General features: G+C 60.2%; 14 protein-coding genes. 11 read left to right on the plus strand and 3 right to left on the minus strand.

Annotated elements, in window-relative coordinates; all coding sequences use genetic code 11:
* The first annotated feature begins 56 nt into the window (after nucleotides 1–56).
* The 9 genes from ACR3EN_RS17545 (at nucleotide 57) to ACR3EN_RS17585 (ending at nucleotide 10,323) form a co-directional block, all read left to right on the plus strand.
* On the plus strand, nucleotides 57–1,763 hold the full coding sequence (locus ACR3EN_RS17545) for an IlvD/Edd family dehydratase (protein WP_480870403.1): 1,707 nt from the start codon (nucleotides 57–59) through the stop codon (nucleotides 1,761–1,763).
* The gene (locus ACR3EN_RS17550; protein WP_480820755.1) at nucleotides 1,763–2,527 is read left to right on the plus strand and encodes an SDR family NAD(P)-dependent oxidoreductase; all 765 of its coding nucleotides are present in this window, start codon (nucleotides 1,763–1,765) and stop codon (nucleotides 2,525–2,527) included. Before ACR3EN_RS17545 ends, ACR3EN_RS17550 begins: the two co-directional genes overlap by 1 nt.
* A gap of 4 nt (nucleotides 2,528–2,531) precedes the next feature.
* Complete coding sequence (locus ACR3EN_RS17555) at nucleotides 2,532–3,425, plus strand: 2-dehydro-3-deoxygalactonokinase (RefSeq protein WP_480870406.1); 894 nt, start codon at nucleotides 2,532–2,534, stop codon at nucleotides 3,423–3,425.
* The gene (locus ACR3EN_RS17560) at nucleotides 3,422–4,027 is read left to right on the plus strand and encodes a 2-dehydro-3-deoxy-6-phosphogalactonate aldolase (protein ID WP_480820751.1); all 606 of its coding nucleotides are present in this window, start codon (nucleotides 3,422–3,424) and stop codon (nucleotides 4,025–4,027) included. The genes ACR3EN_RS17555 and ACR3EN_RS17560 overlap by 4 nt, the downstream gene beginning before the upstream one ends.
* Complete coding sequence (locus tag ACR3EN_RS17565; RefSeq protein ID WP_480820749.1) at nucleotides 4,024–4,884, plus strand: SMP-30/gluconolactonase/LRE family protein; 861 nt, start codon at nucleotides 4,024–4,026, stop codon at nucleotides 4,882–4,884. Before ACR3EN_RS17560 ends, ACR3EN_RS17565 begins: the two co-directional genes overlap by 4 nt.
* Nucleotides 4,881–6,794: a beta-galactosidase gene (locus tag ACR3EN_RS17570; protein ID WP_480870409.1), complete on the plus strand. Its 1,914-nt coding sequence runs from the start codon at nucleotides 4,881–4,883 to the stop codon at nucleotides 6,792–6,794. Before ACR3EN_RS17565 ends, ACR3EN_RS17570 begins: the two co-directional genes overlap by 4 nt.
* A 66-nt stretch (nucleotides 6,795–6,860) precedes the next feature.
* Nucleotides 6,861–8,690: a family 1 glycosylhydrolase gene (locus ACR3EN_RS17575; protein WP_480870412.1), complete on the plus strand. Its 1,830-nt coding sequence runs from the start codon at nucleotides 6,861–6,863 to the stop codon at nucleotides 8,688–8,690.
* Between the two features lie 27 nt (nucleotides 8,691–8,717).
* Nucleotides 8,718–9,644, plus strand: coding sequence for a carbohydrate kinase family protein (locus ACR3EN_RS17580; RefSeq protein ID WP_480870415.1), 927 nt, complete (start codon nucleotides 8,718–8,720; stop codon nucleotides 9,642–9,644).
* A 13-nt stretch (nucleotides 9,645–9,657) separates the two neighbouring features.
* A complete protein-coding gene (locus ACR3EN_RS17585; protein WP_480820741.1) occupies nucleotides 9,658–10,323 on the plus strand; it encodes a D-lyxose/D-mannose family sugar isomerase in 666 nt (221 codons plus the stop codon).
* A 50-nt stretch (nucleotides 10,324–10,373) separates the two neighbouring features.
* Here the strand turns inward: ACR3EN_RS17585 and ACR3EN_RS17590 are convergent, their stop codons facing one another.
* The 3 genes from ACR3EN_RS17590 to ACR3EN_RS17600 all read right to left on the minus strand — a co-directional run bounded on the left by ACR3EN_RS17590 (nucleotide 10,374) and on the right by ACR3EN_RS17600 (nucleotide 13,512).
* Nucleotides 10,374–11,639: an ABC transporter permease gene (locus tag ACR3EN_RS17590; protein WP_480820739.1), complete on the minus strand. Its 1,266-nt coding sequence runs from the start codon at nucleotides 11,637–11,639 to the stop codon at nucleotides 10,374–10,376.
* Nucleotides 11,636–12,442, minus strand: a complete 807-nt coding sequence (locus ACR3EN_RS17595) for a taurine ABC transporter ATP-binding protein (protein WP_480820737.1) — start codon at nucleotides 12,440–12,442, stop codon at nucleotides 11,636–11,638. Before ACR3EN_RS17595 ends, ACR3EN_RS17590 begins: the two co-directional genes overlap by 4 nt.
* Before the next feature lie 74 nt (nucleotides 12,443–12,516).
* Nucleotides 12,517–13,512, minus strand: a complete 996-nt coding sequence (locus ACR3EN_RS17600; RefSeq protein WP_480820735.1) for a taurine ABC transporter substrate-binding protein — start codon at nucleotides 13,510–13,512, stop codon at nucleotides 12,517–12,519.
* Between the two features lie 214 nt (nucleotides 13,513–13,726).
* On the opposite strand from ACR3EN_RS17600, the gene ACR3EN_RS17605 reads away from it, so the two are divergent.
* Both ACR3EN_RS17605 and ACR3EN_RS17610 read left to right on the plus strand, forming a co-directional pair.
* Nucleotides 13,727–14,665 (plus strand): LysR family transcriptional regulator, encoded by a 939-nt coding sequence (locus tag ACR3EN_RS17605; RefSeq protein ID WP_480843195.1) that lies wholly within the window; start codon nucleotides 13,727–13,729, stop codon nucleotides 14,663–14,665.
* 106 nt (nucleotides 14,666–14,771) lie between these two features.
* Nucleotides 14,772–15,746 (plus strand): LysR family transcriptional regulator, encoded by a 975-nt coding sequence (locus ACR3EN_RS17610; protein WP_480820731.1) that lies wholly within the window; start codon nucleotides 14,772–14,774, stop codon nucleotides 15,744–15,746.
* The last annotated feature ends 7 nt before the right edge of the window (nucleotides 15,747–15,753 follow it).

The following is a 15,753-nucleotide window of genomic DNA, read 5'->3' on the forward strand; positions in this document are numbered from 1 at the left end:
TTCATCTTTTCACAAATACTCAAATCCCACCCCAGCCACGAAAAGCATCGCCCGACATGACAAAACGCCGCTCACAGCACTGGTACGGAAAACTCGATAAGGACGGGTTCATTCACCGCTCGTGGATGAAGAACCAGGGCTTTCCGGACCACGCCTTTGACGGTCGCCCCATCATCGGCATCTGCAACACATGGTCAGAGCTGACCCCATGCAACTCGGGCCTGCGTGATCTGGCCGAGGGCGTCAAACGCGGCGTGTGGGAGGCCGGGGGCTTCCCCGTCGAATTCCCCGTCATGTCGCTGGGCGAGACCCAGATGAAGCCCACCGCAATGCTGTTCCGCAACCTGCTGGCCATGGATGTCGAGGAATCCATCCGTGCCTATGGCATCGATGGCGTCGTGCTGCTGGGCGGGTGTGACAAGACCACGCCGGGGCAGTTGATGGGTGCAGCCTCGGTCGATTTGCCATCTATCGTGGTCAGTTCCGGCCCGATGCTGAACGGCAAGTTCAAAGGCAAGGATATCGGCTCGGGCACGGATGTCTGGAAATTCTCGGAAGAGGTCCGCGCGGGCGAGATGACCCTGCAGGACTTCATGAACGCGGAATCCGGCATGTCCCGCAGCGCCGGGGTCTGCATGACCATGGGCACCGCCTCCACCATGGCCTCGCTGGTCGAGGCGATGGGCATGTCCCTGCCCACCAACGCTGCCCTTCCCGCTGTCGATGCCCGCCGCATGGCGTTGGCACATCTGACCGGCAAACGCATCGTCGAGATGGTGGACGAAGACCTCAAGCCCTCGGATATCCTGACCAAAGAGGCGTTCGAAAACGCAATTCTGGCAAACGCAGCTGTCGGCGGCTCGACCAATGCGGTCGTGCATCTGCTGGCGCTGGCGGGTCGCGTCGGCGTGGACCTGACCCTGAAAGACTTTGAAATCGGGTCCGAAATCCCGCTGCTGGTCAACTGCATGCCCTCGGGCACATACCTGATGGAAGACTTCTGCTACGCAGGCGGCGTGCCGGTTGTTCTGAACGAACTCAAACCGTTCCTGCGCCCGGCCAAGACGGTTCTCAACAAAGACATTTCGGCGCATTACGAGGGGGCCGAGTGCTATAACACCGACGTGATCCGCCCCTTCGCCGATCCGGTCAAACCCGCCGCGGGCCTGCGCGTTCTGCGCGGCAACCTTGCGCCCAACGGGGCCATCGTGAAGCCCTCGGCGGCGACGGATGAGTTGCTGGAAACCGAAGGTGAGGCCTTTGTCTTTGAAAGCATCGAGGACCTCAAAGCCAATATCGACCGCGATGATCTGCCCGTCACAGCCGACACCATTCTGGTGCTCAAGGGCTGCGGCCCCAAGGGATATCCCGGGATGCCCGAGGTCGGGAATATGCCGATCCCCGGCAAACTGGTGAAAGAGGGCGTGCGCGACATGATCCGCATCTCGGATGCCCGCATGTCGGGCACCGCCTTTGGCACCGTCATCCTGCATGTGAGCCCCGAGGCGCAAGCCGGCGGCACGCTGGCGCTTGTGAAAACCGGAGACCGCATCCGCGTTTCGGCCAGCAAGGGCGAGTTGGAACTACTGGTGGACGAGGCTGAGCTTGCGAGTCGCCGCGCCGCATGGCAGCCGGACGATCCACATTATACCCGAGGCTATGCCAAGCTTTACATCGACCACGTTCTACAAGCCGATCAGGGGGCCGACCTCGATTTCCTCGTCGGCAAAGACACTCGTCTTGTGACCAGAGAGAGCCACTGATGACCCAACCCGCCACTTTCCACGATCTGAATGGGGCTTCGGTTTACATCACCGGCGGCGGGGCGGGGCTTGGGGCTGCGCTGACGGACGGATTCATGGCCCAAGGGGCGCATGTCGCCTTCATCGGTCGGTCAGACGCCAACGCATTTGTTGAAGAGATGCGCGATAAACATGGCCGCGCGCCGCTGTTTCTGCAGGGTGACATGACCGACACAGAACTTCTGCATGCCACCATGGCCAAAGCAGCCGAGGCGCACGGGCCCATTCAGGTGCTGGTCAACAACGCGGCGAATGACAAACGCCACTCGCTTGCAGAAACCACACCCGAGTTCTGGGACTGGATGGTCGAGGTCAACCTCAAAGCCTATTTCTTTGCCTGCCAGGAGGCCGCGCGCCAGATGAAAGACGGTGGCTCGATCATCAACTTCAGCTCGATCAGCTATCTGATGGGCAACTCGGGCTATCCGATCTACACCACTTCAAATGCCGGGATCACGGGTATGACCCGGTCGCTTGCGCGCGAGCTGGGGCCTGCGGGCATCCGTGTCAATGCGCTGGCGCCGGGCTGGGTGTTGACGCAGAAACAGCTGGATATGTGGGCCACGCCCGAGGATCTGGCCGCGCATCTGGAGCGGCAATGCCTGAAAGAACACCTCAAACCCGAAGACATGGTTGCCCCGACGCTGTTTCTTGCGTCAAAGGCCAGCCATGCGATGACTGGCCAGTGCATGGTGGTCGATGGCGGCGTGGTGGCAACGGGGTGAGATGATGAACACAGACTGGATCGCATTGGACTGGGGAACATCCTGCCTAAGAGCTTGGGCCATGCAGGGCGAAACGGTCTTGCAGCAGGCACAATCGCAGGACGGCATGTCGAAAACCGCTGGTGGCGATTTTCAGGCTGCGCTGCTTGCCCTGATCGAACCATGGCTGCCTTCCGCCCCCGTAGATGTCATAGCCTGCGGCATGGTCGGTGCGCGGCAGGGCTGGGTCGAAGCGCCATATGCCGCCGTGCCCTCGGCCCCGTTGCCCGCTGCGCCAATTCGGGTGCCCAACACCGATCCTCGCATCCGCGCCTTTGTCGTGCCCGGTCTGAAACAAGCCGACCCAGCGGATGTGATGCGGGGTGAGGAAACCCAGATCGCGGGTTATTTGGCCAACCGCCCTCATTGGGACGGGGTAATCTGCCTGCCTGGCACCCACACCAAATGGGTGCAGATCAGTGCCGGAGAGGTCATCAGTTTCCGCACGTTCATGACGGGCGAGATGTTCGATCTGCTGCGCGGGCAATCGGTGCTGCGTCACTCGGTGGGTGAAGGCTGGGACGATGAGAGTTTCGGCGACGCGGTTGCGGATGCCTTGTCGAAACCCGAGCAACTGGCCGCCCGGCTGTTTGGCCTGCGGGCCGCTGATCTGTTGCACGGGCAAAGCAAGGCCGTGGCGCAGGCTCGGCTGTCAGGGTTGTTGATCGGGGCGGAACTTGCTGCGACGCGGCCCTACTGGCTGGGTCAGCAGTTGGCAATCCTCGGGTCGGAGGGGTTGTCGCGCGCCTATGCCTCGGCGCTTGGGCAGCAAGGCGCGATGATCGAAACCGTAGATGCCACAACCGCGACGCTTGCCGGGCTGATGCAGGCCCGCGCACTGACAAAGGAAACCGCATGAGCCGTCCGATCATAGCTATTCTGCGCGGTTTGAGCCCGCCCGAGGCCGCATCCGTCGGGCGCGCTCTGATTGCCGCCGGCATTGACCGGATAGAGGTGCCGCTAAACTCACCCGAACCGTTGGACAGCATCGGCATTCTGGCGCGTGAATTTGGCAACGACGCCATGATCGGCGCAGGCACCGTTCTGACACCGGATGAGGTGGATGCCGTAGCCGCCGTCGGTGGCCGACTGATCGTGTCGCCCAATTGCGACGTGGATGTGATCGCACGCACCCATCGGCTTGGTCTGGAAAGCTGGCCGGGCGTCTTCACCCCGACCGAGGCGTTTGCAGCGCTGAAAGCAGGGGCAAGCGGGCTCAAGCTGTTTCCTGGGTCCATGGCCGGACCCTCGGGCCTTGCGGCAATGCGGGCGATTTTGCCCGCCGGGACGCAGGTCTTTGCTGTTGGCGGCGCGGGGCCTGAGAACTTCGGCGAGTGGATCAAGGCCAGCGCGGACGGGTTTGGCATTGGCTCGGCGCTCTACAAGCCCGGCCTGTCAGTCGATGAGATCGCCGATCGCGCCCGTCACATCGTCGCGGCCTATGATGAGGCGGCAGCATGACTCAGGTCTATGACGACCGCCCCTGCGAATTGGGCGAAGGCCCGTTGTGGCACCCGGAACGGCGGCAATTGTTCTGGTTCGACATCATCAACAAACGCATCTTGTCCCGCGAGGGCGACAGGCCGCGTGTCTGGCAGTTCAACGAGCATGTCTCGGCTGCCGGATGGGTTGACCGCGACACGCTGCTGGTGGCTTCGGAAACCGGGCTCTGGCGGTTTGGGTTGGAAACCGGCGCGCAAGATCTGATTGTGGCGCTTGAGGCGGACAATAGCGTGACCCGTTCAAATGACGGGCGCGCTGATCCTTGGGGCGGGTTCTGGATTGGGACCATGGGCAAACAGGCCGAGCCCGGGGCTGGCTCGATCTATCGCTATTGGCGGGGGGACCTGAGGCGGCTGGTCGGGGGTGTCACGATCTCGAACGCGATCTGTTTTGCCCCGGACCGGTCCTGCGCCTACTTCTGTGATACCGTTACCAAACAGGTCATGCGCTGGCAGCTGGACGCACAGACCGGCTGGCCCGAGGGTGATGCCTCGGTCTTCATTGACCTCTCGCAAGAGGGCCTGAACCCAGATGGCGCAGTCGTGGACACACAAGGCAACATCTGGATCGCTCAATGGGGTGCCAGCCGGGTCGCCGCCTATGACCCGGATGGGCAGTTCCTGCGCGCGGTGGATTTCGAAGCCCTGCATACGTCGTGCCCTGCTTTTGGCGGCGATGACTTGACCACCCTGTTCTGCACCACCGCCCGTCAGGGGCTGGAGGCGGCCATAGTGAACGCGAACCCAACCAACGGCATGACCCTTGCCGCACCCGATATCGGCCAAGGGCAGATGGAACACAGAGTCATCTTATGAAACCCGAACTTGGCGTATGCTATTACCCGGAACACTGGCCCGAGACGCAGTGGGCCCACGACGCGGATCGTATGGTCCAGGCGGGCCTTACATGGGTCCGCATTGGCGAGTTTGCATGGAGCCGGCTGGAGCCTGCGCCGGGCGATCTGCAGTTTGAATGGCTCGATCGCGCCGTTGAGACGCTGGGCGCAGCAGGGCTGAAGGTGGTCATGGGCACCCCAACGGCCACCCCGCCCCGCTGGATGCTGGACAAGCACCCGGACATGCTGGCCTTTGATGCGCAGGGTCAGCCGCGCAAGTTCGGATCGCGCAGGCACTATTGCTTTAGCCATCAGGGGTATATCGACGATTGCACCCGCATCGCGCGCATCATGGGCGAACGCTATGGGCGAAATCCGCATGTGGCAGCATGGCAGATCGACAATGAATATGGCTGCCATGACACAACGCTCAGCTACAGCCCCGTCGCGCTGCAGGCGTTTCGCCTCTGGCTTGCCGACCGGTACGGGACCATTGAGGCCCTGAACGCAGCCTGGGGCAATGTGTTCTGGTCGATGGAGTATTCCAGCTTTGACCAGATCGACCTGCCCAATCTGACGGTGACCGAACCCAATCCGGCGCATGTTCTGGCCTTCCGCCGGTTCAGCTCGGACCAGGTTGTGGCTTTCAATGCCGCGCAGGTCGCCGCGCTGCGCCCGCTGACCGACGCGCCGCTGTTGCACAATTACATGGGGCGCGTGCTGGAATTCGATCATTTTGAGGTCGGGAAAGACCTCGATATCGCCACATGGGACAGCTATCCGATCGGCTTCCTGTCCGACCGGCTCGAGGCCGATGAGGCGCATAAATCGACCTTCCTACAGCAGGGCGATCCGGACATGCAGGCGTTTCATCACGACCTTTATCGCGCCGTTGGCCGTGGGCGTTGGTGGGTTATGGAACAACAGCCCGGCCCGGTGAACTGGGCCCCCTACAACCCTGCCCCGCTGCCCGGCATGGTACGCCTCTGGTCGCTTGAGGCCGTCGCGCATGGGGCCGAGGTGGTCAGCTATTTCCGCTGGCGGCAGGCTCCGTTCGGGCAAGAGCAAATGCATGCGGGCCTTTTGACCCCGTGGGGCGACGACGCCCCCGGACTGGCCGAGGCCCGGCAAACGGCGGACGAACTGGCCGATCTGGGACAGATCGCCCCCGCCCGCGCGCCGGTGGCGATCCTGTTCGACTATGCCTCGGATTGGGCGTGGGAGACGCAGCCGCAGGGTGCGGGCTTTGGCTATTTCCGCTTGGTATTTTCAGTCTATCGGGCGCTGCGACGAGCCGGGTTGTCGGTGGATATCCTGTCAGCCTCGGACCCGGTGCCGGACGGCTACGACCTGATCCTTGCGCCGGGGCTGGCCAGCATTGACGACCGGCTGCGGCACGACCTGTCAAAGGCCAAGCTCGCGATCCTTGGCCCGCGCAGTGGGGCCATCACGCCCGAATTCCGCATCCCTGATCGGGGACGCCCCGGCCTGTCGGCGCTGAACTGCTCGGTCGACCTGATCGAAACCTTGCCTCCCGGCACTGAACGCCCGGTTCAGGGTGGCGGCGCGGTGGTTCACTGGGCCGAGCATCTGTCCGGAGAGGCCCCCGATCTGCTGTGCTTTGCCAGCGGCAACGCCTTGCTTAAGGGAACGCAGACCTTGTGGTATCTGAGCGGTTTCCCCGATGAAGCCCTTTGGGACAGGATCATTGCTATGGCCGCCCGTCAAACTGGTCTGACGGTATATCACATGCCCCCGGGTCTGCGCCGACGCGAGACGGCGCAACACGAGGTACTGATTAACTATAATGCGGGTCCGGTCAGTTGGGAGGGTATCAGCATCGATGGCTGCGATGTTGTGTTCCGACCGCGTAAACCGGCCAGAGCATAAGGCTAGATAACGCTAACATAACCTGCTAGGTGGCAGGGCGCAGGTCACGCCCAGCAGGTTGCAGCGATGAAATACACCCGTTCAGACTTTCCCGCAGGTTTTCTGTTTGGCACCAGCGCGCCTGCGCCGATCATGGCGGGGCCCGACTGTTTTCGCCTGCGACTTGAATGGGATCACATCCTGCCTGATGGGTACAACCCCGATCCAAAAGCGCTGGATACCTATGAGCAGCAGATCGACCAGATCTTGCATCACGGGTTACGACCTTGCATCACGCTTGACCATAACACCCTGCCCGCGCCGCTGACCGATATCGGTGGCTGGCGGAACCGGGACATTGCCCCGCGTTTTGCCGATTTTGCCGAGGCAGTCGTGGCCCGCATGGGCGCGCGCCTGTTTAGCATCGCGCATGGCGGACGTACTCCGATTGATGAAACTGACCAACGTGGCACCGCGCGCAGTCTTCATCACCAGTTTCTGGCCCATGGTCAGGCGGTTCAGGCGATGCGCAGCTATGGCATGACCAACATCGGTGCCGAGCTTGGCCGCGCCGACCCCGCCGAGCTTGAGGCGGTGATCACCGGGCGCTATCCCGCCGCGATCCTCGACCAGATGGGCGACGGTCTGCCTGGGACCTGGCAGCAGGACCTATCGACAATTGCCGAGCCGGTGGACTGGTATGGCTTGTCAGCAGAGGCCGTGCACGCGCTTGAGGTTGTGCACGGTTACACCAAAGACCGGCCGTTGTACTTGACGCTCTCCGCTGAGGACATGGCGAACCTTGATCCCGTGCTAGAGGCGGTTGAACAGCATATCCCGGTGCGCGGCGTGTTTCTAGACGTGAATCAACCAGAGATCCCTGCATTTCTGTCCGACCACCCCCTTCGCACCCCATGGATCCTGCCCGAGCGGCACCTGCACGCCCATTGGAACCTTGTTGCGGATATCGGTGGCACCAACACCCGGCTGGGAGTGGTCACCAACGGAGAGTTGTCCGACCTGCGCAAATATCCAACCGGAACTCTGGCAGATCTACACACCGCGCTGCACGACCTGCGCGACGAGGTCGGCACCGACCCGCGCGCCGTGGTGGCCGCCGGGGCCGGGCCGGTGCGGGATGGCGCGATCCGGCTGACCAACGCAAATCTGGTTCTGTCCGAAGACGCGCTTGCCCGTTCCACCGGTGCACACCATACCTTTGTGATCAACGATTTCACCGCAGCCGCCTGGTCCGTTGCCGAGATCACCGGAGATCAGGTTGAGGTTCTTCAGGGCAAGCCCACGCCCCCGCTCGGAACCCGTTTGGTTGTAGGCCCGGGAACAGGGCTGGGCGTCGGGGCTCTGCTCTGGTCCGAAGGTCATTTCCACACAGCATCCGGCGAGGGCGGGCATATGGGCCTCTCGCCCCGGCATCGTGATGAGGTCGAGGTCTTCGACGCCGCCCGGCGCATAGCGCCCGAGTGCTTTTTCGAAGATAGCCTGGTGATCGAGGCCGAGATGTTTCTGAGCGGAACGGGCCTGCCCATTCTGTATCAAGCGGTGAGTATGGCCAGTGGCCAGACACAGGCAGTAACCAGATCTGCCAAAGAAATCCTACAGGACGCGCTGGACGGCAATGATCCCTGTGCCGTGAAGACCGCGCGCATGTTTACGGAACATCTCGGCGCAATCATGGGCGATCTGGCAACGGCGCTGGTCCCAACTGGCGGGGTGTTTCTGGTGGGTGGCGTCGCTGAAAAGAACCGCTGGCTTTTTGGGCAGGATTTCCTGCGAGCCTTCAATGCAGGCGGGCGGTTCGATACGTTGCGCCAGGGTATGAACCTCTATGTGTCGGAACAGGATGAGTTCGGGATTGTTGGCGCTAACAATTTCTGCCAGAATGCGCTGGCGCGGTAAGAACCTGTCCAAAAGAAGGATAACGGGATGATCCTGTGTTGCGGAGAAGCCCTGATCGACATGATAGCGGCCCCCACGATTACGGGCGAACAGGGGTTTGTGCCGCATTCCGGCGGGGCAATCTTCAATACCGCGATTGCGCTGGGGCGTCTGGGTATCCAGACCGGGCTGCTCAGCGGCCTCTCGACCGATATGTTTGGCGAACAACTGACTGCGACGCTTCAGATCAGCCATGTCTCGACCAGCCACATTATCCGCGCGGATCGCCCTACGACGCTGGCCTTTGTCCAGCTTAAGGACGGCCACGCGACCTACAGCTTTGTCGATGAGAATTCAGCGGGCCGCATGCTGCGTCCCGACGATATGCCGGATCAACTGGCCGGGGTCTCAGCATTATATTTCGGCGGGATCAGCCTGGCCTGCGAACCCTGCGCCGATGCCTATGCAGCGCTGCTGGAACGGCATGGTTCAGAGCGTGCGGTGATGCTGGATCCCAATATCCGACCGGGGTTCATCAAGGATCAGACGCGCTATCGCACACGCGTCAATCGGATGATCGCACAGTCTGACATCGTCAAGGTTTCTGACGAAGACCTCGACTGGATCATTCCGGGCCCGGAGTCCCATGCCGAGAAAATACCGCTGCTGCTACAAGCCGGGCCTTCAGTCGTGATCGTCACCCAAGGGCGAGATGGCGCAACGGGCTATCTTGCCAACGGCTCGGCCGTCTCGGTTCCGGTTCAAAAGGTCGATGTCGTCGATACTGTTGGTGCGGGCGATACGTTCAACGCCGGCGTTCTTGCGCAGCTTGAGCAAGCCGGACAGATGAAGAAATCGGCGCTGCGGGCTCTCTCTTCAGACGACTTGAAGGCTGCATTGGAACTGGGCGCTCAGGTCGCCGCCGTAACTGTATCCCGCGCTGGGGCAAACCCGCCCTGGGCGCATGAACTTTGATGGGCAAAAGACAATGAAACGATCTGATATCAACAACATCAAGGCCGAAGCTCAACTCTTTGTCCAGTCCTTTGGGGCTGTGCTGCCCCCCTTTGCCGATTGGACACCGGACGAGATGCGCAGCGACAAAGCCGCAGGCATCCGCGGCCGTGGCCTCGGTTGGGATATCACCGACTATGGCCAGGGCCGCTTCGACGAATTGGGGCTGTTCCTCTTTACGCTGCGCAACGGTGATTTCAGTGACCTGAGCCAGGGTCGTGGCATGCTTTACGCCGAAAAACTCTTGATCTCGCGTGATAAACAGCTGTCGCCCATGCACCGCCATATCCTGAAGGCCGAGGATATTATCAATCGTGGCGGTGGCGACCTTGTTATGGAGATTTACGCGTCGGACCCCGAAGGTGGCATTGATCGCGAAACCCCGGTTGTGGTCCCAAGCGATGCTTGCCCGGTCACCATTCAACCCGGCGAGCTATTACGCCTGAAACCCGGTCAGAGCGTGACCCTCATGCCCGGCATCTGGCACGCATTCTGGGCGGAACAGGGCGATTGTCTAATTGGCGAAGTCTCGACGGTGAATGACGATCGCACGGACAACGTGTTCGAAGACCCGATCCCGCGCTTTGCGACCATCGAGGAAGATACAGCACCAGATTTTCTACTGGTATCCGACTACTAAGCGACCCCCGAAGACAGTCGGGAGCCGCTTTTGGACGGCGATCCGAACGATCAGCTGCGGCCTTTCCAGGGCACGAGCCAGTTTTCCGCTTTGCGCATCAGGATGTCGATCCCATAGCCGATCACGCCGATCAGGACGATGCCCATTATGACGATATCGGTTAGCTGGAACTTCGAAGCGGCGATGATCATCATGCCAGCGCCTTTCTGTGCGGCCACCAGTTCCGCAGCAACAACCGTGCCCCAGCAAACGCCCATCGCGACCCGTGCACCCGTGAATATCTCGGGTAGCGAGTTGGGCACGATCACATAGCGCATGATCTGCCATTTTGAGGCACCCAGAGAGTAGGCCGCATGGATTTTCGAGATGTTCACTCCCGAAACTCCTGCCCGTGCCGCGATAGTCATGATCCACAACGCCGCGAGGAACAGCAACACGATCTTGCCTGTCTCCCAGATTCCAAACCAGATGATCACCAGCGGGATCAGCGCCAGCGGAGGCACCGGTCGCATGAATTCGACGATTGGGTCGAACCACCCGCGGAACCAGCCCGAAAGACCCATGGCATATCCCAGCGGAATACCCACCAGCGCGCCCGCCACAAACCCGGCGATGACACGCAGCAAGGACCAGCCCAAGTGCTGCCAGAGTGAGAAGTTCTGATACCCTTCGCTGGCGATTTCAAAGAAACGTGCCACGACGGTTTCCGGTGCAGGCAGCCAGATCGGATTCATCTGAAGACCCTGATTGGGCGTGAAGCTGATTGCGCCTTTGCCGGTCAGGGTAACCTTTCCGTCGCCCGTATTCACCGCATCATCCGGGCCAATCGGTGTGCCGTTGATGGCAATGATCTTTGCCCCATCCTTGCGCTTGGCGTCATCATTCTTGTCGAACAGAATGGTCGAGGAGCGGCCCGCTGGTGCTGCAAAAGCATCATCCTTGGCAAAGCCTGCTCCGGGTTCAACCTCGAAATCGTCGACCTCTTCGCCGAATGCAGGCACGCGAACGAAGACGGTCGCCTCATCCGTGGTCCCATCGGCGTTTTCCAAGGTGTAGGTGAATTGGGTCTCGCCGACGAAGGGACCGGGCACATGGATCGGAAACAGTTTCGATCCGGTAAACGCGGCCCAAATCACAAAAATCACGAGGACGGAAATGATCGAAGCCGCCCGATCCGCCCGCACCGCGCTTTCGTCACCGAAGGTCACGGTTTTCAGGCTGGTAAAGTCCTGCCGCGACTGCAAGCCACGGCGCATCGCGTAAACGACGAAGAACGCGCCTCCGAACAGGCCAATGTAAAACAGAAGTACAATCATGATGCCTGCTCCGTACGACCCATAATCTCTTCTTCCATCTCCCAGATCATCGACAGGATCTCATCGCGTTTTTCCGCGAACCCTTCGGATTTTTTCACGTCGCGCAGATCCGCATTCACGCCACGTTCGGCAAAGGGCAGGTTGTATTCGCGGTGAATCCGGCCCGGTCTGGGGGCCATCACGATCAGGCGCTCGCCCAGCAACAGCGCCTCTTCGACCGAGTGGGTGATCAGGATGATGGTCTTGCCGGTCTCTTTCCATAGCTTCAGAACCAGACCCTGCATCTTTTCCCGCGTCAGCGCGTCCAGAGCGCCAAGGGGTTCATCCATCAGGATCACGTCCGGCTCGTTGGCCAGACAGCGCGCCAACGCCACGCGTTGCTGCATCCCGCCCGACAGTTCGTAAACTGCCTTGTCCTTGAAATCCTGCAGGCCAACGACCTCAAGCAGATGATCCGAGATCTTGTCGCGCTCGGCCTTGGGCATACCTTTCATGCGCGGACCGAACTCGACATTTTCGCGCACGTTCATCCATTCGAACAACGCGCCTTTCTGGAATACCATCCCCCGCTCCGCGTCCGGGCCTTTGACCAGATGGCCGTTCAGTTCGATCTTGCCCGATGTAGGGGCCAGAAATCCCGCGACGATGTTCAGCAATGTGGTCTTGCCACAGCCAGAGGGGCCAAGCACCGACATCAGCTCACCTTCTTTCAGGCTCAGCGAGACATCCTGCAACGCCTGTACTGATGAACCATTGGGTAGGTCGAAGCGCATGGACAAATCAACAATGTCCAGTTCAGGCATCCTGTATCCTTCCTGCGTGCATAGCGTTCGACCGGCCCGTCTGCGGGGCCGGTCGGATATCGCGTTTTGCGGTCTTAGTTACTTGCAGCCGCCAGCGGCGCGGTATTCACAGCACCTTCATAGGAGTCCAGTGCGGACTCGATGCTGCCGGCCGAAACAAAGACGTTAGCCACACCCTTCATGAAGTCCTGTGCGCCTCCGCCCAGCCACTTCTCGGACAGCTGTTCGTCGACCGACGGGAAGGTGAAGGTCGCGATAGTCGCCTCGGCATCTGCCGGATCCATACCCGCATCCTTGGCGATCACCGGTAGCATCTCATCCTTGCTGTCACCGGCATTCCACTTCGCGTTGGCGTCTGCGGTCACTTTCAGGAACTTCGAGAGAAGCTCGGGCTCTTCCTCGATGAAGCTGGACGGAGCGCTGGTCACATCAAAGACCAGAATGCCCAGTTCTTCCTTCTCGGCTCCGGTCAGCAGGATGTTGCCATGCTCGACCATGCGACGCAGTGCGCCGCCCCAGCCACAGACCATATCCAGGTTGCCTTGTGCAAAGGCCGCCGCGCCGTCAGCCGGGGCCATATCCACAATCTCCATCGAGCCGACATCAACGCCGAAATGGCCCATCTGCGACAGGAAGCCATAATGCGCTGCCGTACCGATCGGGACGCCAACTTTCTTGCCGTTCAGCTCGGTCGCGTTGTCTTTGTCAATCTCCAGCGCCTCGGCTACGACGCAGTTGTCGTTTTCAGAATAGCTGACGGCGACGTCAACAATCTGGATGTCCTGACCTGCCGAAGTGGTGACAACAAAGGGTGGCACACCCTGGCTGACTGCGATCTGCACATCGCCCGACGCCATCGCCGCCGACATTGCCGTACCTGTGTCGAAGGACACCCAGTTGATCTTTACACCAAGCTCTTCTTCGTAGGTGCCATTTGCCTTGGCGTATTGGAACGGCATCGGCCACTCGAGGAAATACGCAACGGTAAGCTCATCCAACGCCGCCGCCTGCGAAGCGGTCAGCGCAGCAATGCTGGCAAAGGTGGTGGTTAACAGTTTTCTTTTGATCATTTTGTCTATGTTCTCCCTGCTGGTTCCGTCTGTTCGACTGTTCTTAGATCTCGAACTCTGGATCAGTGGAAAAACCATAATCGCCGACAGATGGAATCGTGAAATAAAAAACTTGTTGCGGTAAAAGCGAAACTTTGTTTCGCTTTGGATCGATGAACTGTGGGATCGGACCGCCGGAATGCCTAAAAAATCGCTCAGTTTAAGATGGCTGGAGGTGTTCCAGCTTATTGCCAAGCTTGGGTCGATCCAAAAAGTATCGGTTGAGACCGGGCTGTCCATAAGCACTGTTTCAAACCATCTGCGCAGCCTTGAGAAAGCGTTGGAGGTCGATCTGGTCGATCACAGCCGCCGCCCGATGGGCCTGACCCCCGCCGGAACGGTTTTCCTGCGACACGTAAGAGACGGGCTGACCGCCCTGAGAAGAGGCGAGGCCGAGCTGCGTTCGGGCAGCTGGCAGCATGCGACCGATCTGCGGCTGGGATTGTTCGACGATCTCGACATCCGCGTTGTACCAGAGCTTTTTCGGCATCTTTCAGTTTCATTACCCCGATGCAACTTCCGCCATTTCAACCGCCCCAGCCACGAAATCATCGACAAACTCCAATCGCAGAAGCTGGATGCGGGGGTCGCCGCCAGACCTGCCGATCATGTCGAGGGATTGGTCGAGTTTCCGGTGCTTCGGGATCCGTTCATTTTGATTCTGCCGCCTTCTTTTCATGGCTCATTCGACGAGCTGCTCGAACCAGACGCCGCTCTGCCTTTGCTGCGGTATTCTCGGGACCATAATATTGGCAAACTGATCGAAAGCCAGTTGACGCGCAGTAAGATCAACTTGCCCAATCGTTTTGAACTGGAATGCAATCAATCCATCATCGGGCTGGTGGCAGAAGGCAGCGGTTGGGCGATCAGTACCGCAGCAAGCTATTATCGCGCACGCCGGTTCCACGAGGATACCCGCGCGCTGCCCTTTCCGGGCAAAAGCTTTGCCCGCACTGTTTCCCTGTTCACAACCAGCGTTTACCCGCCAACCACCACGCGGTTGATCCACAATGCGCTGAACGATCTCATCCGCCAACATGTCGTCGCACCAATGACCACCAGATTCCCATGGCTGAAACAGGAGTTCCGCACGCTGCCAATGCTGCCCGGATGATTCCGAACAAAGCCGTTGCAGAATATCGCGCCCGGATTTCAAGCTTCTGATATCAAGACCCCAATGCCATGACCAAAACGCGCCCAAGCTGAACGAGACACCCCTTATGCCTCGCCAAACCGCCCCCAAGGACCTCAGCCTCAAATGGCTGGAATTGTTTCAGATTTGTGCGCAGAAGGGGTCGCTGCAAGCGGCCGCGAAGGAAACCGGCCTGACGATCAGCACGATCTCGCATCATCTGCGCAACCTCGAGGATCATCTGGGCGTCGAGCTGTTCAATCACGCGCGCCGCCCCATGGTGCTGACGCCCAAGGGGCATGTATTCCTGCGTAATATCGATGACGCGCTGCATCTGATCCGCAAGGCCAAGGCCGAAGCGTCGGCGGGCAGCATTGCCGAGGCCAGCTATCTGCGCTTTGGCACGATCGAGGATTTTGACAGCGACATCATCCCCGAACTGGCCGTGTACCTGTCGGCCAATATGCCCGCCTGCGATTTTCTGTATCACACCGACACCAGCCATACGATCATCGAGATGCTGCGCGACCGGCAGCTCGATTTGGGTATCTCCACCACGCCCACGGAAAAGATGCGCGACCTTCAGGATCGCCCATTGCTGCGCGACCCGTTTGTGATCGTGCTGCCAAAGGTCAATGACGAATCGTTGACCGATATCGTCGAGGGCCGCACGAAATTGCCTTTCCTGCGTTTCTCCAGCTCTTTGATCATTGCGCGGCAGATTGAATCGCAACTGCGCCGGATGGGGTTTTCATCGCCCCATCGGTTCGAGTGCAGCAATAACCAGACGCTGATGTCCATGGTCGCCGCCGGTGCCGGATGGACCATCACCACCCCTCTGCTGTTTTCGCGGGCCAAACGGTTTCAGCCAAAGCTGAAGATGCATCCCTTTCCGGGCAAAAGCTTCTCTCGCACGCTGGCGCTGGTTGCGACCCCGGATTGTTCGCGGTCGGTGATCGAACTGGTCGATACCAAGACGCGCACTCTGATCCGCGACCGCATCCTGGCGCCCCTGCACGCAGACAACCCATGGCTGGACGACCGGTTCGGACTAATCCAGTAGGCCAACC

The sequence above is a fragment of the Ruegeria sp. G7 genome (assembly GCF_056535465.1).

Bases quoted from the DNA above. Each gene is read 5' to 3' on its own strand.
- ACR3EN_RS17565 (WP_480820749.1), top strand. From the start codon at position 4,024: ATGACTCAGGTCTATGACGACCGCCCCTGCGAATTGGGCGAAGGCCCG.
- ACR3EN_RS17570 (WP_480870409.1), top strand. From the start codon at position 4,881: ATGAAACCCGAACTTGGCGTATGCTATTACCCGGAACACTGGCCCGAG.
- ACR3EN_RS17585 (WP_480820741.1), top strand. From the start codon at position 9,658: ATGAAACGATCTGATATCAACAACATCAAGGCCGAAGCTCAACTCTTT.
- ACR3EN_RS17550 (WP_480820755.1), top strand. From the start codon at position 1,763: ATGACCCAACCCGCCACTTTCCACGATCTGAATGGGGCTTCGGTTTAC.
- ACR3EN_RS17610 (WP_480820731.1), top strand. From the start codon at position 14,772: ATGCCTCGCCAAACCGCCCCCAAGGACCTCAGCCTCAAATGGCTGGAA.
- ACR3EN_RS17590 (WP_480820739.1), bottom strand. From the start codon at position 11,639: ATGATTGTACTTCTGTTTTACATTGGCCTGTTCGGAGGCGCGTTCTTC.
- ACR3EN_RS17555 (WP_480870406.1), top strand. From the start codon at position 2,532: ATGAACACAGACTGGATCGCATTGGACTGGGGAACATCCTGCCTAAGA.
- ACR3EN_RS17545 (WP_480870403.1), top strand. From the start codon at position 57: ATGACAAAACGCCGCTCACAGCACTGGTACGGAAAACTCGATAAGGAC.
- ACR3EN_RS17600 (WP_480820735.1), bottom strand. From the start codon at position 13,512: ATGATCAAAAGAAAACTGTTAACCACCACCTTTGCCAGCATTGCTGCG.
- ACR3EN_RS17580 (WP_480870415.1), top strand. From the start codon at position 8,718: ATGATCCTGTGTTGCGGAGAAGCCCTGATCGACATGATAGCGGCCCCC.
- ACR3EN_RS17595 (WP_480820737.1), bottom strand. From the start codon at position 12,442: ATGCCTGAACTGGACATTGTTGATTTGTCCATGCGCTTCGACCTACCC.
- ACR3EN_RS17575 (WP_480870412.1), top strand. From the start codon at position 6,861: ATGAAATACACCCGTTCAGACTTTCCCGCAGGTTTTCTGTTTGGCACC.
- ACR3EN_RS17560 (WP_480820751.1), top strand. From the start codon at position 3,422: ATGAGCCGTCCGATCATAGCTATTCTGCGCGGTTTGAGCCCGCCCGAG.